15 protein-coding genes are annotated in these 22,167 nt (G+C 40.2%); 2 read left to right on the top strand and 13 right to left on the bottom strand.

The genetic code is table 11. The features are described 5' to 3' along the window. Nucleotides 1–169: 169 nt before the first annotated feature. Nucleotides 170–577: a DUF6515 family protein gene (locus D8S85_RS16720; RefSeq protein ID WP_127075402.1), complete on the top strand. Its 408-nt coding sequence runs from the start codon at nt 170–172 to the stop codon at nt 575–577. 9 nt (nt 578–586) lie between these two features. Next, nucleotides 587–1,360: a carboxylesterase family protein gene (locus D8S85_RS16715; protein WP_106481450.1), complete on the top strand. Its 774-nt coding sequence runs from the start codon at nt 587–589 to the stop codon at nt 1,358–1,360. A gap of 380 nt (nt 1,361–1,740) precedes the next feature. Here D8S85_RS16715 and D8S85_RS16710 read toward each other — a convergent pair whose 3' ends face one another. From D8S85_RS16710 to D8S85_RS16650, 13 genes are all read right to left on the bottom strand, one after another. Next, nucleotides 1,741–2,856, bottom strand: a complete 1,116-nt coding sequence (locus tag D8S85_RS16710) for a TlpA disulfide reductase family protein (protein ID WP_106481449.1) — start codon at nt 2,854–2,856, stop codon at nt 1,741–1,743. A 4-nt stretch (nt 2,857–2,860) separates the two neighbouring features. Beyond that, entirely contained in the window at nt 2,861–5,512 is a 2,652-nt protein-coding gene (locus D8S85_RS16705) for a zinc-dependent metalloprotease (protein ID WP_127075400.1), read from the bottom strand. A gap of 91 nt (nt 5,513–5,603) precedes the next feature. Continuing rightward, on the bottom strand, nt 5,604–6,569 hold the full coding sequence (locus D8S85_RS16700) for a hypothetical protein (RefSeq protein WP_127075398.1): 966 nt from the start codon (nt 6,567–6,569) through the stop codon (nt 5,604–5,606). A gap of 4 nt (nt 6,570–6,573) precedes the next feature. Next, nucleotides 6,574–8,247, bottom strand: a complete 1,674-nt coding sequence (locus D8S85_RS16695) for a RagB/SusD family nutrient uptake outer membrane protein (RefSeq protein ID WP_106481446.1) — start codon at nt 8,245–8,247, stop codon at nt 6,574–6,576. An 11-nt stretch (nt 8,248–8,258) separates the two neighbouring features. Further along, on the bottom strand, nt 8,259–11,882 hold the full coding sequence (locus D8S85_RS16690) for a SusC/RagA family TonB-linked outer membrane protein (RefSeq protein WP_228423249.1): 3,624 nt from the start codon (nt 11,880–11,882) through the stop codon (nt 8,259–8,261). A 173-nt stretch (nt 11,883–12,055) separates the two neighbouring features. Further along, complete coding sequence (locus tag D8S85_RS16685) at nt 12,056–13,219, bottom strand: FecR domain-containing protein (protein WP_106481445.1); 1,164 nt, start codon at nt 13,217–13,219, stop codon at nt 12,056–12,058. Between the two features lie 110 nt (nt 13,220–13,329). Continuing rightward, entirely contained in the window at nt 13,330–13,893 is a 564-nt protein-coding gene (locus tag D8S85_RS16680; protein WP_228423248.1) for an RNA polymerase sigma factor, read from the bottom strand. A 132-nt stretch (nt 13,894–14,025) separates the two neighbouring features. Further along, entirely contained in the window at nt 14,026–15,096 is a 1,071-nt protein-coding gene (locus D8S85_RS16675; protein WP_127075396.1) for a DUF4925 domain-containing protein, read from the bottom strand. A gap of 32 nt (nt 15,097–15,128) precedes the next feature. After that, nucleotides 15,129–15,638: a hypothetical protein gene (locus tag D8S85_RS16670; RefSeq protein ID WP_106481442.1), complete on the bottom strand. Its 510-nt coding sequence runs from the start codon at nt 15,636–15,638 to the stop codon at nt 15,129–15,131. A gap of 192 nt (nt 15,639–15,830) precedes the next feature. Then, on the bottom strand, nt 15,831–16,928 hold the full coding sequence (locus D8S85_RS16665; protein ID WP_106481441.1) for a thioredoxin family protein: 1,098 nt from the start codon (nt 16,926–16,928) through the stop codon (nt 15,831–15,833). A gap of 13 nt (nt 16,929–16,941) precedes the next feature. Continuing rightward, nucleotides 16,942–19,608, bottom strand: a complete 2,667-nt coding sequence (locus D8S85_RS16660) for a zinc-dependent metalloprotease (RefSeq protein ID WP_106481440.1) — start codon at nt 19,606–19,608, stop codon at nt 16,942–16,944. Between the two features lie 15 nt (nt 19,609–19,623). Further along, complete coding sequence (locus D8S85_RS16655; protein ID WP_106481439.1) at nt 19,624–21,042, bottom strand: ABC transporter permease; 1,419 nt, start codon at nt 21,040–21,042, stop codon at nt 19,624–19,626. Continuing rightward, nucleotides 21,039–22,163: an ABC transporter permease gene (locus tag D8S85_RS16650; protein WP_106481438.1), complete on the bottom strand. Its 1,125-nt coding sequence runs from the start codon at nt 22,161–22,163 to the stop codon at nt 21,039–21,041. The genes D8S85_RS16655 and D8S85_RS16650 overlap by 4 nt, the downstream gene beginning before the upstream one ends. Nucleotides 22,164–22,167 lie beyond the last annotated feature (4 nt).

Raw genomic sequence — 22,167 nt, 5'->3', positions numbered from 1 at the left:
ATCTTCTTTTTGATTTGTACAAAAATACAAAATCCTATAAATATATAAAACGGGAAATTCCCGTTCATCCTCATTTTCGTGTCGTTCACCATCATTTTAAGTAAACCTGTTTTTTCGTATTTGAAGAGGTATTATTTTTACATCCGAAAAACAATTAAAACGATAAAATATGAAAAAGCTAATTTTTATTCTCATGTCATTGTGCTTGATCGGAACTTCTCAAAGCACAAGTGCGGCAAGTAAATCTACGGCAGCTAAAACCTCAACGATCAATTCTATCACAAGACCACACAGGCACGCCATCCAACATTTCCACAAACGGCCACATCATTGTGCTGTCATTCACTTCCGGCATGTGCCATACTATTATGCTACCGGTATATATTATCGCAAAATAAACAAGCTGTATCAAGTTGTACGTCCAGAAATAGGGATGACCGTCGCAGAATTACCGGCATCCGGGGTCAAGACGATAGAAACTCCGGACGGAACCCGTTTCGTTTATGACGGAGTGATTTACAAGCAGGTGCTCACCAAGAAAAAGATTAAATGCGAAGTAGTTGGTTTTATTAAATAAATTAATGACATGAAACACATATTTACATTTTTAGCACTGATGATGCTATTTACTCTCGCGTCATGTTCAACAGGTCATGAAAAAGAAGAAGAATCGGATCCCATTCCGGAACCAACCCCGGAATCCATATCCTTTTCGTACGAGCAAGGTATATATCAAAGTGTAAATTTGCCTTATAGAAAAGCCGCGATCTCCGCGACAGACAATAAAAAGGCCGCACTAGTCCTTTACCTGCACGGGGGTACAAGCAAGGGAAACGACAATACAACACAAATGAACGAGGTTGGAATTGATTCTATCGGTAATTACCTCGTTTCACACCAGATTAATTCCATATTTCTCGTTCCCCAATGCCCCTCAAATAAGTCATGGGGCGGAAGCATGAACGGAGTATTAAAATCTCTGATAGACGAATACGCGGCTAGCGGGGTCATTGACACGAAGCGTATTTATATTTTTGGAGGATCCATGGGTGGCACTGGCACCTGGAGCATGATATCCTCTTATCCGGATCTATTCGCGGCCGCCATGCCCGTGGCCGGGAAACCCTCGGGATGCAATGCTTCAAATGTTGCCCGAACTCCAGTCTACACTGTAATGGGAACAGCTGATGAAATCATGGATATAACCGTAGTAGAAGATTTTATCAATCACTTGAATGAATTAGGAGGAGAAAGCGCTTTTGACATTGAAAACGGATGGACACATGAAATCACTTGCATCAAGAGTTATACAAGTAAACGACTTGAATGGATTTTCAAGCATACCCGGCAAACCGAATAGAGAGAAGTAATTATTTATCAACTTTAAGATCTGCAACAATAGAGAGTTCGATACTACTCAAATCTTACCCAAATAAAGTAGTAAATATACCCAAATAATCCCACATACCCAGTGCTCATTCGAAGTTTACTCGTAGCTGAACCAACCCGTAACGTTTGAGCAACGTTTGAACAACGGCTGAGCAACGACTAAGTGGGATTATTTCCATAGAATTTCAGTAGGATTTCCAATAGTTTTCAGTAGAAACTATTGCTGATGATTATATCGAACTCTCGTTAAATGCAGGATCATTAAAGGTAAAACAATTCCCTATCATACAGAATTCCGAATAACCATCAGCAATTACAAACCATTTTACAACAGATAAATGTCCCCCACAATTAAGGAAGCAACTCTGATAACTTTGTTCTTAACTCCTCGCCCCTCAATCCTCTCGCCACAATTACATTATTCTCATCCAACACTAGAGTCTGTGGGATCGTATTTATCACATACATACGGGCAATATCACTTTGCCAGTATTTCAGATCAGAGCAATGCAACCAGCTCTGGCCATCTTTTTGAATCGCCTCTTTCCAAGGTTCTAATTTCCGATCCAGTGACACTCCAAGTATTTCCAACCCTTTTGCATGAAAATCCTTATAAATTTCTACCATATTCGGCATTTCAGCCCGACAGGGACCACACCATGAGGCCCAAAACTCGATAATCTTATATTTTGCTTTTATGCTATACAAAGAAATCGTATTCCCGTCCGGGGTCATAGCTTCAAAATTCGGGGCCTGAACGCCAGGAGTCGTAGCTTTCAGACGGTGGAACCAATCCTCTACCTCCCGACCATACTTCGATGTTTTCACTTTCTGTCCCAACAATGCAACCTTCTCTTCCAATTGGGGCAATGATAACTTGATGAGTTTAGAATGTAATCGGTAAGCCGAAGCTATCGCGTTTGGATTTTGACGAATCACCTCACTCTCCTGTCGGTCAGCCTCTTCATCCAAATCCTTAATTTTGCGAGTCAGTTCTTCTGCTTCTTGAAATAAGTTTTCTTGCAATTTTATATTTCTAGCACTTCGTAACCTCTCTCCCTCAATGAAAAGTTTTTTATCGATATTCCAAAAAAGATTATACACATCTTGCTCTCTGCCCCCGGTAATCACGGCCCCGTCCATTCTCGCAAAATCCATCTTCGCTTCAAACTCCCGATTTTCCAAAAAAATAGGGAATCCACCCCTTAGTCCTTCAATACCAATCATTGCAACAATTACACTATCAACCGAACCACGGAAAGAAAACAAACCGTTCTCAACCACCGAAATACCCAATGTATCGTATCTTTTACCTTTAACTAACCGATCATTCACATCCGAGAGCAAATAAATCTCTTTCCCATCAAGTCCTTCAACATGTCCTTGTATGATAAATCCCGCCGGGGTGCTCTTACAAGCACCCAAGCAAAGGATTACCATCAAATATACCCATATATGACTTTTCATATTTTTATTTCTTCGATAATTTTTGAATAGCAAATAATATTTTCTGATAATGAGGTCTGTCTTCTACAGGTAAAGAATTCATGCGAGTAGACAACATTACAGTTAGTTTACTCCCCATTTTATAAAAATAAGTTTCAAAATCAGCTACCGCCTGTACAGGTAGTGCCTGTTGCCAGCCATAACCTTTTCCATAATCAGTAAGCTTCATATTTTGAGCAACATAACCTCTCCCGTATTCATCCTCTATTCTTTGGAAAATATCCTGATAACGAGAGATAATACCCGTTTCATCCAGACCATACAGGCAAATATCCCCCACGGAAGGAGCGTAAACTTCTGAAACAAAACCTTTCTGTCTTGCCCCAGCATTCGCAGAGGTTGCTTGTTCTATGGTCGCGATTGCTAATGCCAATACCTGACGTTGCAGCTGTTTCTCGTGTAGCGTTAATTTACGTCCAGTCAAGGCAGCATCCCAAACCCCTAGATATAGGTCATCAAAATATTCTTCCACGGAATACTTACTATCTGCCACGACGTTTGCCGCATACACATTCATAACTGAATTAAGTATACTTACAGATAATTTATTACCTGTCAGAAGAGATAACGGCATGTCCAACGGGAATTGAGATGTTAGTTCCTTGTTATCCAGCCAGCTCAAATTCCGGAATTGCTTTAATGCCCATTTCAAAGACTCTTTTTGCACGGCTTTCGAAACCACCTGATGCTTTTTCCCGGGTGTTCCCTCTTTCACATCATTCAAATAAATACCACCGACATTCATCACCACGTTGTTCACGTAACGCACATATTGATCCGCTATCGCTTTACAAAGTCCAGCCTTATGCTCCGCGGTCGGATCATCTTGTATCCATTCATTCAAATGTGATAAGATATATTTTAGATTTTTTATACCGTAATTCCCGGCCTTAATCGGGTCATCACCCAAATCTTCTTCCAGAGCGCTCGGGTCATAACGGGCATCCAGTTGCTGACGTCCGTAACGGAAACAGGGATCTCCCACCTTTTCATCAATCCAACTCTCCAAGGTGGGAATTTCATCTTTTGGAGTCACTGCCTCCGGAATCGGACAATATAACCACTTAATAGCGTACTCGTCATATACCCCCAGATCAGGAGGCGTCAGTTTTACCCCCTTGTCTTCTGGTTGGGCCACGTAATTAAATCTAGCGTAATCCATGATGGAAGGTGTTGTTCCATATTTTTGAGTAAATGAAGCTGAACGCAAGGAATCCACCGGATAGGCAGCCGAAGCAGCCATATTATGCATTAATCCCAACGTGTGTCCCACCTCGTGACCGATCACGTATGCCAAAGTTTCATAGACAATATCATCCGGTAATTTCTTTCCCCGCACGGAAGGATCTATCTGGGCGGTCTGCACGAAACGCCATTGATTATTTAATTTTATCACGTCATTATACACAATAACCGAAGCGTTAATAATTTCTCCGGTAGTCGGATCTACCCACGACGGCCCCATTGCATTTGCCGTATATGAAGGCACGTAACGAATACAGGAATATTTCAGATTATCCGGGTCAAACTCTGGATCATCCTTTGGAAAATCCCGAACTTGAATCACATTTTTAAACCCGATTTTCTCAAAAGCTTTATTCCAACGCAAAGTTCCTTCTTTAGCAGCTTTCCGCCATAATTCCGGGAAAGCATCATCAATGTAATACACGATCGGTTTGATTGGTTCCACCAATTCCCCACGTTTCCAGGCTTCCATATCTTTGGGTTCTAATCGCCAACGATTAGCCAACGTGTAATTCTGTAACCCATCCTCTTCGTTCGAAATGTACTGCTTATCGGTCAAGAATATACCAATACGAGAATCTGAAATTCTCGGACGCATCTTCTCCTCCGGCAACAACAACAGCGTACGGGTAGCCTCTATCGTTAAAGGACCGTTTCCAAGGTCGAACATCATGATTCGCATCGAGTAATCGTATGAAAACGTCGATTTCACCATGATATTATCATCAAAAGCTTTCATCTCGCCCACAATTGTCAAATCGGTTTTCGGGGTCACTGATACTTGCAAAAGTCCTGAACTTTGACTTTCGATCGGGGCCAATGCAGGTTCTCCCCCGTTAAAAAGCACGGAAGCATCAAAAACAACAGCCGTACTATCCGTATTATAGGCTTCTCTTTTAAATTTCCGTCTCATCGGATCCAGAAAATTCAATTTCTTCACTTTTTCCATCCGCACCGCTTCTTTCTCATCAAAAGTTGCCGATGTATTCACATCACACATATATATCGTACTGTCAATCATTACGAATTTTATGTGCATCGGATCTTTTGACTTAAAACCATTCAAGCAGAACATGCTATTATTAGAAGCTGTCATCGTGGAAGCCAATAGCATTTCACGATTAAAATACTTTACCGGCATTTCAAAGAAAATTTTCCCTTTCACGTTGTGCAACGTGATGAAATCGCCTTTGACGGTCTTCGCCCCTTTCAATAGCTCTGCATAAGGATCTGTTTTTTTTACGGGCGGTCTCACCAAAGTCGTTTGCTCTGTAGGCATTTTTTTCTTCTTTTTCTTCCCGAAGGCATTCGCGTCTTGCACAAAAGGCAAAACTAAACAGGTTACCATTAACAATACAATAATCTTTTTCATACATTTTTGTCTTAAAATTTAACGTACATCGCCCTTGAAAGAGAGGTATTTCACTCTCTTTCAATTCTATATCATTCAATCAAATTTCTTGTTATTCGTTCATTAACGTTCTGACTATCCCCTTCAGTACCTCGTACTTATGCATCACAACAGGATACATTCCGTTTTCCTCCTCAAACTGTTCGTCGGTCATAGTCAATATCGCTACAACAAAGTCCCTCACATCCTCCTGCTGGGAAGAAGTCAGGTAACTATAAAAATCAGGCATTGCCGCGGGAAAATCTTCCGGAAGATCCCAATAAGAAAAAGTGCCGTAACTACAATTCAGGAAACCGAACTCTTTCCAATAAGCATCACCGACAGCCTCCGAATCATAATTAGAAATACGTACACCATAGGCAGACCCCGTCAACACCGAGTTGTTGGAATAGCGATAGAAAGCATTCAACGTATCCGCGTAGTTATATCTCAAATAAGCACCAAACTCTTCTCCTACAATATTATAAGTTAATGCTAATTTCTCGTCTTCAGACATCTTAGACAAAGTGTCGATACCAATCACCGTACACCCAGCTCCCCGATACATCGTTCCCGGTATCCAATTAATATTCCAACTGACACTCCCCGCTCCTCTCAAGTAAACAGAATCGACTAGCAAGAAACACTTGGGCTGAATGATCCCGGGTAAACGTTCCAATACTCCATCACAAAGAAATTCCACTCCAGTCTTCAATTTTTCCCGATCCCTTGACAAAACATACTTTACGCTCGCCATCACACTTTCGATCGTGTAATTCGGGTCCAAAATTTCATAAGACACCCACTCTTGTCCGAATCTATCAACCTTCTTCTCTCTCCCGATAGTATCATTATAGAAGACAGGGACATGATGATTCTCGTAAACCTTATAGATCAATCCATCCAGGGGATCATCAGAAGGATACACGATATACCAATTTTTATCCTCCCCGGAAGGTCCCACATTGCTATCCTCATCATTACATTGCCAGCAACAAAACGCTAATATACATATCAATATAGTGTAATACTTATTCATAACTTTATTCACTTAAATTTCTCGGTTTTCTAACATTATCTACCATCACGCCGTCATTATATTCCATCGCATACTTGGGTATCGGTAACACGTAAGCTTCCGCATCCACGTCATAGGTTCCCAACACGTAATAACCGGCAAGCACCGCGGTATTATTTCCTCCATTTTCATAGCATGCATGCCGGATTTCCTTACTATCCGCGTATTTCGGGCTAACAGCATAACGACGCAAATCAAACCAGCGATGCCCCTCGAAGCAAAGCTCCCAACGACGTTCCCAACGGATTTTATCAATCAATTCTTTGCCCGTTTCTGTAATCTCATGGTTAGTCCCCGTTATAAATCGTTTGTCTCTCAATTCTTTCAATACGGCAGCCGCTTCTTCGTCCCGATCCTGCATAGCCAACGCTTCAGCTTTATTTAAATAAACCTCAGCCAAACGAATAGTTCCAATATCAGAGGTTATATCATTATTCATTCCCACTTGTTCATAAAAATCACCATACTTTGAAGAGATCCAGAACATGGCAAGCTGATCTCCTGGCAGATATAGTTTTGCTCTCTGATCTCCCTCTTCATAAGAATTTCGCAACTCATCGGATACTTTGTATGACATCGCCATTCCTCTCGGACCGCCACCCGGAGCGCCACCGAGCGACGTGTTCGGAACCATAACATAAGTGTACAATCTATTAAGCCCTTGTGCAAATATTGTTTCCGAAGAAGTTGTTCTAATGACTCCTGCTGCCGTTTGGGTTAGATCCACCGGGATTGCAGCCATTTGCAAATATTTTAATGCCATTTCTTCCGTGTATCCCATTCGCAATAACTGATCGAACGTTGATTTCAAGCCACACCAAGCATGGGTCAATCCGTTATAATCTTCCAACTTAAAAGCTCCTTTCGTCAACACTTCGTCACATTGTTTTTCTGCTAATTCCCATTCTCCCATATATAGATAAACCCGGCTTAACAAAGTATTAGCAGCAAAAACAGAAGCCCGTCTTACAGATTTTTGCTCCACGCCGGTCAAATTAACAATCGCCTCTTTCAAATCATTCACAACCAACGCGTATACTTCCTCCACGGAGGCTCGTCCGAATTTAACGCCTTCAACATATTCCGTTGTTTTCAAGGGAACTCCCAAATCCACGGAAGCTGTTGCTTTAGAATAAGGCTTAGCATACATATTTACCAACATAAAGTAATAATAAGCTCGCAAGAAGTGTGCTTCTCCCTTCACTCGCTCATAACTACTTTCCTCTTGAAATTCCTCAACATTTACCAATAAGGCATTCAACACCGCTATGTGCTTGTAATAAGTCTTCCATGCAAGATCTTTTATTTCCTGATCTCGGGTATAAAAAGGATCTTGTTGCCACCAATGAAACCCAGCTACCCGCCAAAATGTTGAATTATTGTCATATCTGGCTGCATAAGCATCCGTATCATCATCCATTGCATGCAAATAATAACCATAATCGTTATTTTGCAACGCGATGCTATAAGCATTCTCTTCAGTTCCCGTTCCCAAATCCGGATAACAGCTTCCTACCAACAATTCATCCAAATCGTTAATAGAAGTCACGTAAGCCAAATCCTGAGATTGCTCTTCCAAAAAATCACGACAAGACACTCCCAGAAAAAATACAAATATCAAACATATATATCTATTCATAACTATCTGTTTTAAAATGCTATATTCAAATTGAATGAATACGTCGGACGTATTGACATATTAATAGTTCCCGCGCTCCCCGTTTGCGTTGTCGGATCCTGTCCCTTCAAATCTTTACTGCAGATGGTAAACAAATTTGTCCCAGAAAACCCAATATAAGCTGATTTCAAATGCATTTTCTGACAGAATCTATCCGAAAAGCTATAACGTAAAGAGAAAGACTGCATTTTCACATAGTTCCCACTTACAACCCGGACATCCGAATTATCATACATCTGCCAAATGTTTTCGGCAAAACTCTTGTTTCTCAATTCCGCCGGCCAAACTCCATTCTCTCCCTGCATACCACCGCCAACCGTATTTATAAACTCTGAATTGGGAAGTATTCCCGGTATATTCGTATATTTTTCATCGCCAGGACGTTGCCAACGATCTAAAAATTCGCGACGTACATTTTCCAACGGTTGTGGAGCCAATGTTCCGTTACCTAACGAAATATTCGGATATAACTGCAATAAACGAATCTTTGAGCCAAAACTATATGCCATATTAACCGACAGGGTAAACCGATGGTACGTGAACGTGTTGAGAATGCTTCCCTGAATGTCCGGGACCCGACAACCAGAATAAGCCATCACGGATTTGAACATTTCTTCTTTATCCATCGTGATATAACTATTTAACTCTTCATCAGAAATGCCATAAAAAGTCGGTCGCCCATCCTTGGGATCCAAACCAGCAAACTTGTAAGAATAAAAACTATTTAAAGGCCGTCCTGCAATATTTATGCTTCCGTCCAGATAATCCTGGTAAACGATTTCATCTTGTACTGTCGCATCTTTGTTGTCTATAGCCTTATCAATCAACTGATTTATCACCTGACCTATTTGTGGATCCAACTTCCATCGAAAACCATTCGGATTCCCGGCTGAAATCTGATCTATCGGGACAAAATTCAAAGAAACTTCTACTCCTTTATTTTTCAGTGTTCCTTGATTTACCATATATTCTGTTACACCATTAATTTCTGAAACCGTTTTCTCCAAGAACGCATCTCTTGTCTTCTTGTAATAATAAGAAACAGAACCATTCACTTTGCTATTAAATAATGAGAAATCAATCGTCAAGTTTGTTGACGCCGTTTTCTCCCATTTCAAAAAAGGATTTGCAAATTTATAGACAGTCGACTTGTATTCCCCAAAATAAGGATCCATTGATCCTCGTTGAATTACCATATCAGGTCCCTCTCCTTCCAGCATATTTCCCTGATAACCAAAAGAAGCTCTTAAAGAAAGATCATTCACCCAATACACGTTCTTCAGAATATCCTGCGCAACATTCCAACGTCCTGAAATAGACCATATGGGTAAAATCTTTTCATTACTCCGACTCCCAAACGCATTGGAATAATCCATACGTCCATTAACATTAAACATATACACGTCATTGTAAGAATAAGATCCCGAGAAATAAACCGACATCAAATTTGTCAACTGATGCGTACGCTGCCCCAAGGCTTCTGCCGTTTGTGTCCATTGGGCATAATACGGATATTTTTCCAGATCAATGGTTGTCATTTTCAAGCCACGTTCCGGAACATATCCCCGATATGTCTGACTTATTCCAGTGTATTTTGTTGAAGAAACTTCCCATCCGGCCGAAGCAAATAGCAGATGTTTTCGATTTGAATCCATGTAATGATTAAAATCTAACTGGGCTCGGGCCATGTAACTGTTATTTCGGGTATTACTTTCTTTCAACTCACCACCAACTGGCAATAGAGAAGAAGTTCCGCCATCATGTCTCAAACAAGCGACATAATACGACTTTTCTCCATGATAAACGTCCATTTCCGTGTGATTTAACGTATAGGAAAGTGTCGTGCTTAATTTTAAAAAATCAAACAAATTATAATTAACCGTAGCATTCAGCGAGACTCCACTGGAATTAATATCCTGTGATGAATTGGCAATCTCATTCAAAATATTAAAAGCAGCTAGCTGGTTCTCATCTCCATTTATTCTTGACGGAGCTGCATACGGCCGGTTATAGTACAGCAATTCGCCATTTTCGTCATAAGCCGGCACGGCACGGCTTGTGTTATAAGCATAATTTACCAGACCTACATCATCGGGGGTATATTCCTTTTCTTGAATATTAGCATTAAGCCCAAACTGCATGGAAAAACGATTATAATTTGAGGTCAATTTAACGTTTGCAGTATACATTTTATTAGACTCTCCTTTTGCGGTTCCATTAATGTCACTATACCCCAAGGAAGCGTAATAACCGAATTGGTTAGCTCCACCGGAAACGCTCAATGTATGTTTATGCGTGAAAGCATTCTGGGTAAGAATATCGAACCAATCCGTATTTAAAGCCTCGTAATATCCAACGACCTCAGACATCTGATCATAGGAATACTCTCCATTCCAGTATTTTCTCATAGCATCTTCATACCCCACCCAGGTTTCAATCGTGGGATACTCTATACGTTTTTGAATCAATTCCCGAGAATAAGCAATACGTTCCGTTGAATTCATCATATTCACGCTTTTATCCGAGTAATGTGGACGACGAGTAATGCTACCAGACACGGAATAATTGAAGCGAGGAGGTCCCGCTTTTCCTTTCTTCGTTGTAATCACAATTACACCGTTAGCAGCTCGAGCCCCGTAGATGGCCGTAGCCGAAGCATCCTTTAACACATCTATCTGTTCAATATCCTCGGGATTCAATCCGGATATAGCATTACCTAACAAATTCACAAAATCCAAATCATTGAGTTGACTAGGATCCACGTTTACCGGATCCGTCTGAACGATTCCATCTACTACCCACAACGGTTCTTGAGATCCTAATACTGTTGACGTACCACGAATTCTCAAACGTGGAGCCGCCCCTATCTGCCCCGTATTTTGCATAAATATCATTCCCGGGATACGCCCTTCCAACATTTGGTCTATTGACTGTAAACCAGGTAATACCACATCCTCCGCTCTCACCGATGTCACCGCACTAGTAATTTTCCGCACACTTTGGCTAGTATATCCCGTATTCACTACAACTTCTTCTAACATAGCTGCAGTTTCTTTCATTGTCACGTTAATAGAGTCCTGCCCCGTATACTTCACCTCTTGAGGTTCCATTCCAATAAAAGAAAACATCAGTGTCAAATTCCGTCCTCCCGGCAAAAGCAACTTGTATCTTCCATCTTTGTCTGTAGAGGTTCCACTTGTACTTCCCTTCACCTGAATGGTCACACCTGGAAGAGGATACCCATCGGTGTCAATAACCTTTCCCTTAACCATTTTCAACTTCATCTCATCATCTTTCTGAGGTACAGGCTTTATAATCACCACTCCTTTCACATATTCATAATTGAAGGGCAATCCCTTAAAAATGCGATCCAACGCCTTTTCGAAAGGTTCATTTGTCAGGACCATGTTGAGTTTCACGTTCAAACTCGCAATTTCTTCCTCGTTAAACACGAAATAAACCCCTGTTTGATTTTTCAACTCTTTAATAGTCTCTCTGAGACTTGCATTCTCTAATTTCAACGTCACTGACTGTGACGACACACTGGCTATTGCCGTGAAAGAGAAAAACATCGTTAAAAGCAAAGTCAATCTCATTGCTAAATAAATTTTACTCCTTACATTTTCAGGAGAGGATTGTGTGGAATTTCGTCTTTTTTTCATACATTTGGATACTTTGATTAATAAACGTAGCCTTTTGCCGAAGGCTGCCATAAATTTTCAACAGGGAACGGGGAATGCTGAGAACATTTCCCGTTTTTGTATTTTTCCTATTTCATCACTGAAGTTATGGTAACATTTCTTCCATGGACAATAAATTTTACGTTCGTTGTTTTTTCTATCATATCTAGCACATCATTCAAATCTTCATATTTTCGTATCACCCCAGTGAAACGACGCTCTTTATATTCCGGTGCCGAGAACGTGAATTGTACATCGTACCATCGGGCGAGTTGTACTACAATATCCTTCAATTCCATGTTCTCGTATTCAAATATTCCTCGTACCCACGAAGTGTACAGAGAAAGTTCCACGGCTCTTTGGCTGATAGTTCCCGCATGCGGATCAACCACGGCTTGGTAACCGGGCTTTAATACGACTTGATTATCCCCGGACATTACTTGCACTGCTCCCTGTACCAAAGTAGTCATAACCCCTTCATTTTCGGGATAAGCCGAAATACAAAACTTCGTTCCCAACACTTGCACACTGACATCATTTACCCGAACGATAAAAGGTTTACTTTCGTCATGTTGCACGTCAAAATACACTTCTCCCTCGACGAGTACCTCCCGTGTATTTCCTGTAAAGCGAGTTGGGAAGATCAGTTGGGAAGATGAATTCAACCATACCATCGTACCGTCTGCTAACGTGAAATGGTATTCTCCTCCAACCGGAGTTGAGATCGTATGATATATAGGCTTTTCTTCGATCTCTCCGTTTACCTCCACATTATCATATCGCAACTCGTTCTTTTTATCTTCTAAAACAGTAGCCCCATACTGCCCAATCACTTCTTGCAAATTATCTTGTGTCAAATCGACTTGTATACCATCGGCCACTATCAGTGTCGCTTTTGTTCCTCCAGCGTGTACCTTTGCCAACGTGGGAGACGTTTTTTCTGATTCGGAGGCATAAAAGAATACAAATGATAAAGCGAACAAGATTATCACGGAAGCCGCTGCTGCTATCCGCGTCCATAATAGTCTCCTCCCGCGGGCCCTAATCTTTTCCCGTACACGTTTCAATGAATTGGAGGCATTCCGCCCCGAACGGAGAACTGTTTGATACTCCCGTACCATTTTTACCCCTTCCATAAAAAGTTGTTTGTTTTCTTCTGCTTCGTCCATCCACACACGCAATTCCTGTTCCTCGCTCTTATCCAAAAGTCCGGAGCAATAATCACCAATCCATTGCCAAATTTTATCGTTCATCTCAATCTCGTTTCTTTTATATACCAGAAAATCGAAAAAGAGATGACAATTTTTTTAAAGAAAATTGCAGGAAGAATAATTTTAACAAATTTACGAGTAAAAACTTATTGTTAAAGAATAAAAAACAATACCACGGCATTCCCTCCCAACTCTTCTTTCAACTGTTTCAACGCCCTGTAATACATTGTTTTTACGGTATTCACGGTTATTCCGAACCGTTCCCCCACTTGCTGATAAGTCATGTTATCCAACACTACAGCTTTAAATATATTTTTTGTCTTTTCGGGCAAAGCTTCCACCCGGGCATATACGCTATCACGTAATCGAGTGAACTCGTTCTCATCATAATCCCCCAACTCTTCTAAAAATTGATCGACATATTTTTCCACGTCGTCAAACATGATCTTTGCTCGACGTGTAGCAAATTTAGCTGCAGCCTTGGCTACTGCCCCGAAAAGATAAGAACGAATGGAACCGGAAAAAACAGTTCTTTTTTTATTCATCCAGAAAGAGACAAACACCTCTTGCACTATATCCTCCACATCATCTCCATCTGAAACAAACCGAAACGCATACACGCACAATGCCCGATAATAATTATCAAAAAGCATATTCAGACAGCTTTCATTTCCTGCCTCCAGTTCGTGTATAATCTCCGATTCGCTATATACCATTATAAAAATCTAAATCGATAATTATGATTTATGCAAAGATAGACATTCCCGTCAAAAATCAAAATAGCAGACATCCCTACCGGCATGCTGCTATTCTCAAAATCAGTATAACTTGATCATATTTAACAAAACCTACTCACTTTTCGATGGATCTTTCGTTTCAATAAAATTCAATCCAATCTCCAACGTTTCCGTTTTCTCTAACGCTACAGGTAGATTTGTCAGTAATTCTTTTAAAGAAATGTACAGGGGAGAACCACTAGTCGCCGGTATTTCAATCTTTGCATCCTCCGGAACAACACTTCCTGCCATTTTGATTAACGGGATCAATTGTTTAATATACTCTTCATCCACATACATATACAATGTTCTAGGATCAACGTCTTCTTTTAAATCAAAATTAAGAGGAACACCATTTACCAGAAATTGCTGAAGCATTGATTTTTCTATTTTCATTGTATCCAGTGCCGGAATCTGACTAGCTAACGTTTCTACATTCGGATAAATGCAGCAATTTGTTTCATCCTCCACATAATAATGAATAGAATTCAGATCTAAGGATTTCCAATCAGCTGCAGTTTCCGATTCAGAAGCATTATAGGTAGCCAATAGATTTCCATCCGCTAGAAAAGATATATCCTTTAAATAATTGGTTAATTCCTTCATCAGCATCGGGAGAAGGGTAGCAACTGTTTTGGTTGTTAAAGACATTATTCGTACACCATTTGCAGTCGTTATTTCTGCCAATGTAACAGATTCTCCATCAACCGTAGTCCAAATCACACTCCCCGGCTTTTTCTCGTTCAACAACCATTTCCCGATCAAAACATTATCAAATTTCACGTTCACACCCAACACCAACAAACCTTTTTCTATTTTCCCTGTCAAATTTATAGCCCGGTGAATGTTTTCATCTTTTCCCGTTAACTGATAACCTGCATTATCCTGTAGCAATTCTACTTCTGAAATAACTGTTTCCAACTCCCCGGGAATAACCCCATTCAATGTCAAGGAAGCACCCTGACCATCTTGTGAAGAAAATACCACGGTTTTTCCAGGAAACACGACATCACTATACGTCAATTTTAACGCATCTCCTGAATAGCTTCCATTCAAATTTAAAGAACCATCCCCGTTATCATCGCCACAAGCAAAACAGAATGCAATTCCCAAAATTGCCATTAAAACAAAAAATCTTTTCATGTTATACCATAAAATTTAAAACTTAACATTTTCTATTTTTTCTCTCCGTCAAATACAATTTTTACCCCCAACACTTTCGGTATAATATATACCGTTCCATCCAAATGGATCGCGGTTCCCTCTATTTTCCCCTCATGTTCGTAAGACAACGAACCTTTAGTTCCTAACGACACCTTGCCTTCTCCTTCCAAATTAAATACTTCACCATCTTGGCTTACCCGACAAGAAGAGGGAGCCAGTTCCATGCCATTCGGCATTTTAAAATCAACAATTTCGATTGTTAACTCTTTATTTTCATTCTTTTTTATCTCTAATTTACAAGGTATCGGGCCATCAGGAATCGGACTTTTCCCTGTAGAATCCGGTTTAACCATCTTTTTCAAATTATCCGGAATCAACAACTCTGCCTGCCCCTCGTAAATTCCCGGGACCTTAGAAATGTCATCAACTCTCTTATCACCACAACTACGACAAGAAACCATCGTGCTCATCACGAATAAAATCATCAAACAAACACTGCAAAAAATTAAGATTCTTTTCATATAAAATTATCATATTAGTTTCAACAAAGACTTGCACACGCCGTTCAAGTCTAGCTTATTCTCTATGAATAGAACGGATGAATTTAATTTTAGGGGTACAAACCGAATGAATTTTTAGGAACATTCCTAAAAAGAAGTTGTCTTGAAAACATAGCTTTCAAGACAACTTCTAACACAAATAAACAAGAAAGTTTATTTAAATCTTTTGAAATAAGGAGCCAGTCGATTTTGCATACTTGCTGAATTTGCAAAATACCCTTGAATTCTTGTCTCGATTGCCAAGATTCTCGCTTTATCCACTTTTCCCCCTTCCAAGTCCACAAATTCCAATGCAGACAGCATCATCCATAAATCAAAATTCCATTTAGACACCTTTTGTTTGTCCAAACCGAATTCAATACATGAAATAATTTGTTCCGCATTTCGGGAAACACAAGCTTTAAGCAAGTTCAATTTATTCTGTAAGCGAGTATCTGGTTTCCAACCTATTAAACTCCATTCCTTTGACACTTGATCCAATAAATTTTTTATCGCTTTTACATCATTATTCCCCTCTTCTTTAAAGACATTATTTAAAACTTTGTTGTAATTTTCAGACAAATAATCCGACAACTTCTCTTCTCCGATATTTTTCTTCAACTTAGCATAATTAGTGATAACAAAATTGAATCCTTCAGATCCATGTGGTTGGCCTTCTAACAAAAACCAGTAATCCGCTTTTACCCGATCGTCATCATTCAACTGACTTCTCAATTTATCTAAAATAACTTTAGCATTCTCTCTCTCTCCGGCACACAAAAGAACTCTATGATACTCCAACATTTGTTTTTTATTCATTCCCCCTTTTTCGTATTGTTTATTCAGAAAGTCAAGAGAAGTTTCCTCATGCAATCCTTTCTCCACCCAACCCAAAAAAGCTTTTAAAGATCCTGCTCCTCCTATTTTATGCTGTATGCTTCCATCGGGACGAATAATAAAAAAGGTCGGGAAACTCTTCACGTTAAAACGTTTTGCCAGTTCAATGCCTTCACCTTTCTCCATGTCGTATTTTACATTCACGAAACGGGGATTAAAAAAGTCCCCAGCTTCTTTTTGAACAAAAACAGTATTCAACATTCTCTTGCAAGGTCCACACCATGAAGTGTAACAATCCATAAAAACAAGTTTGTTCTCGACTTTCGCTTTAGCCAAAGCCTGCTCAAAAGTCAGATCTTCGAATTTTACCCCATCCTGGGCGTTTGTTATAATGCCCAAAGACATTATAACAAACAATAATACCATAAATTTCATCGTCCGATTTTATTTATAATTTTATTCCATCCATCATCTGCATCAACATAAACAACATGGCTTGATAGTGTTGTTTAGAAGACTGATCCGTGGCGTTCATTGCTTTACCCATCAACAACGTGCGCAATTTCACCCCAATAGCACAATAATTAGTCAATGTTTCATCAATAATATCCGTCTTCACCGGACGTTGCCAGCCATAGCCATATCCAAACCCGAAACTATTCAACACCTCGTTTATCTTCTCTTGTTCTGTCATGCCCAAAGAACTCATTTCCTCTATAGACTCCTTTTCTGTAACCGCATCATACAAACCATACAATTCAACCTCATCCCAAGAAGGTGAACCCACTTCATTCGAAATACCTCCTAAAAGTGATCCCAACAAATTATTAGATGAAGGTTTAATTAACGATTTCATCATCGCCAACATATTTTTTTGCATGATTTTATCTCCTTGGGTTACTTTCCGATTAGCAATAGCACTCTCCCACACTCCATCGTACAAATCATTACAATACTCTTCCAGAGAATAAGAATTATTGGAAATATGAGATGCCAATACTACATTTTGTCCTGCTTTAAACAAAGCCATAATCGCCATATTCTGCACCCGAGCAGACATCGCCATGTCCGGGCCAAAATGTTTAGTCACCTCTTTATTATTCAACCAATCACAATCATTGATTTGTTTCAACACCCATTTTAAAGAAGCACGTTGAACTTCTCGATCAACCGGTTGAACACGTTCTCCGGGAGTCCCGTCCTTTACATCAGTTAAGTAAATACCCCCCACATTATATATTACATTTTGCAAATAACGAGCATATTGACTAACAAGCGTGTTGTACAAAGACTTTCTATATGAACCATCGGGATCATCTGTGATCCAATTATTCATATTTTTCAAGATATACTTCAAATTCTTGATACCGTAATCAGCTGCTTTCACAGGATCATCTCCCAAATCTTCTTCAATAGCAGAAGGATCCAATCGAGCAAGCATCTGCTGTTTTCTGAAGCGATAAAGTGGATCTCCGGCTTTTTCATCTACCCATTTCTCCAACACCTTATTTTCTTCATCTGCATTTTTTAGATCAGGGAAATAAGTATACAACCATTTAATCACAAACTCATCATACACACCTAAATCCGGAGGAGTCAATTTTACACCCTTATCTCCAGGTTGTGCCACATAATTGAATCTGGCATAATCCATGATCGAAGGTGTTGTCCCGTATTTTTTCGTGAAATTGGCAGAACGCAACGAATCAACCGGGAAGGCACTAGAGGCTCCCATATTATGCATTAATCCCAACGTGTGACCAATCTCATGAGCAATCACATAAGTAATTGATTCATCCATTACATCATCTGGCATTACTTGAGCCCGAACACGAGGATCAACCTGTGCAGTTTGCGTGAAACGCCATTGTGCAATCAACTTCACAATATCGTTATAAACAATTACAGAGGCTGTAATGATCTCTCCGGTTTTCGGGTCTACCCAAGATGGCCCCATCGCATTTTGCACTGTCGACGGGATATAACGAATGCAAGAATATTTCAAATTGTCCGGATCAAAACTAGGATCATCTTTCGGGAAATCGCGTACTTGCATCACGTTCTTAAAACCGATCTTCTCAAAAGCTTGATTCCAACGCAAAACAGCTTTTTTTATCGGTTTTTTCCAAGATTCCGGGAATGCATCATCAACATACCAAACAATCGGTTTCACCGGCTCCACCAATTTTCCTCTCTTATAAGCTTTCGGATCCTGGGGTTCCAAGCGCCAACGATTTGCCAAAGAGTATTTACGCATTTGGCTACCCTCTTCCTCGATACTCTGCTTATCGGTCAAAAACACTCCAAGACGAGCATCTGAATACCTTGGGCGCATACGATCCTCCGGCAATAACAACAATGAACGCAACGCCTTCACGGTCAACGGAGCATCAGTCACCACGGGAGTTCTTCCTTGGCTCACAGATACACGATAAGCATACCAAGTTGAAACCATCACATTGTCTTCAAACGCTTTAATCTCATCCAATTTTATTCCTGCCTTCTGAGGAGATGCTTTTACGGTCAACTTCCCAATACCATCATTAACGGGAGACAAATCTGCATCCGATCCCGTAAACAAAGAGGTCACGTTAAATACAACAGCAGAACGGTCTTTATTCCAAGCAGCCACTTCATATGCCTCCAACATCGGCTCTATGAAATTTTTCTCTTTCAACAATTTTCCCCGCTCCCCGTTTACACGGCAATCCAAAGCAGCATTAACACTTCTCATGTACACCGTGCTATCTTCCAAAGTAAACTTGATGTGGCGAGGAGTATGCGCTTTGTAACCGTTTGTACAAAGCATCGGATTACTAGACTCTGAAGCCGTGGAAGCTAACAACATTTCTCGTCCCATATATTTCAATGGTAACTCGAAATACAATTTTCCATCCACCAGGTGTAAGGTCATAAAACCACCCGTTGTAGCAATATGCCCTTTCTTGTCGAACAACTTGTCATATTTACTTACTGATTTAGCTGCCGGTTTCTTTGCAGTTTCGGCAGTCTTACTTTCAGATTTCTTTTTCTTTGTATCCTCCTGTCCACATGCAGTATCACATAAGGAGAAAAGAAATAACGAAATAAATAAAAATACAAAACTTTTTTTCATACATACAATATTTAATTATCTAGCTTTTCTGAAATTCATAATAGCCCATGCGTTAAACACCACGATAAACACACACAAGGCACCCATCTGCGGCAACACATGCCGTAACTCACTGCCATAAGCAAAGAAAAGTCGCATAACCTCAATATAATAACGCAATGGATTTATATCCGCAATAAATCTCGCCCATGTTGGCATACTGTCTATCGGAGTCCACATGCCACACAACAAACATATAATCAACAAAAAGAAAAAACACAACAACATGGCTTGCTGTTGATTTCTACACGCCGTGGAAATTAGCACGCCAAATCCAACCATGGAAACCAAAAAAAGAAATGAAATCAAATAGATACTCCAATAACTACTTTGGGGTACAATCCCGTACATTACCCGCACAATAATCAAGCCAATCGTTAAAATAGCCATTCCTATCACCCAAGAGGGAACAATTTTTGAAACGATAAAAGCACTCCGACTCACCGGACTCACATTCATTTGTTCTATTGTTCCACTTTCCTTTTCTGTCACAATATTCAAAGCGGATAAGGTTGTTCCTATAATACATACCAATATGGCTAAAAGAGAAGGGATTTGATATAAGCTGGATTCTCCATCCGGATTATAACGATGACTCACCACCATATTTACTTGCTCGAATCCGCAATCAGCAGGTTTCTCAATAAGCGGAACGGTTACATCCGACACGTAACTTTCCTGTACAAACCGGGGCACCACAATCTCTTCATTCGAATTCCCATTCTCCATATCGGATAGACTTGTGGAGATACCGTAATTTTCACCCCACGTTATTTTTTCCGTTTCGGGCATATCTGTCTGCATTGCAACCTCCTGCATTTGCATCACATTTTCCCGGTATGCAGCCTCCTTCCTAAGACGTTTCGTCATCTCTGCTTGAGCCTCCGCTTCTACCCGAGCCATCATCTCTTCTTGTGATTCAATTTGAAAACCGGACTGGAAACCAAATCCTTCCGCATACTCCTCTATATATTCTCCCAAGATCTGTAAAAAATAAAACGATGATAGTCCCGCCGTCACCCCGTTCACCGCATCTATCTCCAACATAATGGGGGCCTCCACCCGTTCCATAATGTTCTTCTCAAATCCTTTAGGAATCTCAAGAATTCCAGAAGTCTTACTCTTTTCCAAAACCTTCAACCCCTCCTCGTAAGTATTCGTGTAGGCACCAATGGCAAATTGACCGGAACTTGTCAACTTGCGCAAAAAATTGGATGATGTCCCTGTACGATCGTGATCCACCACGCTCAACGCAATTCGAGAAGTCCGAACTTTTGCCGCCGGAGGAAGAATAAACAACAAGATCACCGTGATTAAAAATAAAATCAGCAGTATCGTCTTATCCCTGAATATTTGAATAAACTCTTTTTGCAATAAAAATCCAAGAATCCTCATGACAAGCGGTTTTTGAAACACTTAATACTAATAACAATTAACACCACGGTAATCACAATCAAACCGAATAATTCCGGGTAAACAGCATCCATCCCCAAACCCTTAATCATAATATTTCTTGCAGCAGAAATGAACAACGTTACCGGCATCAAATGAACAATCACTTTCATCAACAATGACAACGAGCCCAATGGAAATATAAAACCGGATAACGTGATTGCCGGCAACATCAATCCGGCAATAGAAATGATAATAGCACTACGCTGCGTCTTCGTCAAAACCGATACCATGATTCCTAGAGCCAACGATGACAATGTAAAAATCGTTCCGACCAGAAATAGCAAAAAGATATTTCCTGCTATGGGTACGTTCAAAATAAACACGGATATCAGCAAAATAACCACAATATTTATCATTCCTACCAACAAATAAGGCACCAACTTTGCCAAAATAATGACGGGTGGTCTCACGGGTGAAACCAGTAGTACCTCCATCGTTCCAGACTCTTTTTCTTTCACGATAGCCAATGAAGCCATCATCGAACAAACTAACATCAACACAATTCCAATCACCCCGGGCACAAAATGAAACGCACTATCCAAACGAGGATTATACCTCATCTTCACCTCCGGAATAATCTGTATAGGCAACTCCCGCCCCGCATTGATCTCCTGCTGATATTCCAACAATGTAGCCAAAATATAAGATTCCAACGTGGAAGCGTTAATCTGCAAACTCGCATCCATAATGATCTGTACATTCCCTTTGCCAGTGCGTTTAATCTCACGCTCAAAACCGGGCATGAACACAAATACCTGTGACAATTTTCCGGATTTAAACAACTCATCTACCTCCTGCATGGAATGTACATACTCCTCTACTTTAAATGTAGAACTAGCGTCTATTTTTGAAATAATTTGGCGACTCATCCGATCATTCGACAGATCTAGCACGGCCGTCGGCATCTCCGTCAAACTACTATTCAAAGCAAAACCGAATATCAACAATTGGGAGATCGGCAACACAACCAACACTAGCAAGGTCTTTCTGTCGCGAAGAATATGAAAAAACTCTTTCTGCGTGAAAGCTAAAAATTGATCTATAAACGTTTTCAATTTCATCACA

The organism is Butyricimonas faecalis, from assembly GCF_003991565.1.
In the GTDB taxonomy this organism is placed as follows: Bacteria; Bacteroidota; Bacteroidia; order Bacteroidales; family Marinifilaceae; genus Butyricimonas; species Butyricimonas faecalis.
The sequence above is the reverse complement of the archived record's forward strand: the minus strand, read 5'-3'. Positions and strand labels throughout refer to the sequence as shown.

Coding starts and splice junctions, on each gene's coding strand:
- D8S85_RS16695 (WP_106481446.1), bottom strand. CDS start 8,247: ATGAATAGATATATATGTTTGATATTTGTATTTTTTCTGGGAGTGTCT.
- D8S85_RS16665 (WP_106481441.1), bottom strand. CDS start 16,928: ATGAAATTTATGGTATTATTGTTTGTTATAATGTCTTTGGGCATTATA.
- D8S85_RS16675 (WP_127075396.1), bottom strand. CDS start 15,096: ATGAAAAGATTTTTTGTTTTAATGGCAATTTTGGGAATTGCATTCTGT.
- D8S85_RS16715 (WP_106481450.1), top strand. CDS start 587: ATGAAACACATATTTACATTTTTAGCACTGATGATGCTATTTACTCTC.
- D8S85_RS16670 (WP_106481442.1), bottom strand. CDS start 15,638: ATGAAAAGAATCTTAATTTTTTGCAGTGTTTGTTTGATGATTTTATTC.
- D8S85_RS16685 (WP_106481445.1), bottom strand. CDS start 13,219: ATGAACGATAAAATTTGGCAATGGATTGGTGATTATTGCTCCGGACTT.
- D8S85_RS16690 (WP_228423249.1), bottom strand. CDS start 11,882: ATGAGATTGACTTTGCTTTTAACGATGTTTTTCTCTTTCACGGCAATA.
- D8S85_RS16700 (WP_127075398.1), bottom strand. CDS start 6,569: ATGAATAAGTATTACACTATATTGATATGTATATTAGCGTTTTGTTGC.
- D8S85_RS16680 (WP_228423248.1), bottom strand. CDS start 13,893: ATGGTATATAGCGAATCGGAGATTATACACGAACTGGAGGCAGGAAAT.
- D8S85_RS16655 (WP_106481439.1), bottom strand. CDS start 21,042: ATGAGGATTCTTGGATTTTTATTGCAAAAAGAGTTTATTCAAATATTC.
- D8S85_RS16710 (WP_106481449.1), bottom strand. CDS start 2,856: ATGAAAAGTCATATATGGGTATATTTGATGGTAATCCTTTGCTTGGGT.
- D8S85_RS16720 (WP_127075402.1), top strand. CDS start 170: ATGAAAAAGCTAATTTTTATTCTCATGTCATTGTGCTTGATCGGAACT.
- D8S85_RS16705 (WP_127075400.1), bottom strand. CDS start 5,512: ATGAAAAAGATTATTGTATTGTTAATGGTAACCTGTTTAGTTTTGCCT.
- D8S85_RS16660 (WP_106481440.1), bottom strand. CDS start 19,608: ATGAAAAAAAGTTTTGTATTTTTATTTATTTCGTTATTTCTTTTCTCC.
- D8S85_RS16650 (WP_106481438.1), bottom strand. CDS start 22,163: ATGAAATTGAAAACGTTTATAGATCAATTTTTAGCTTTCACGCAGAAA.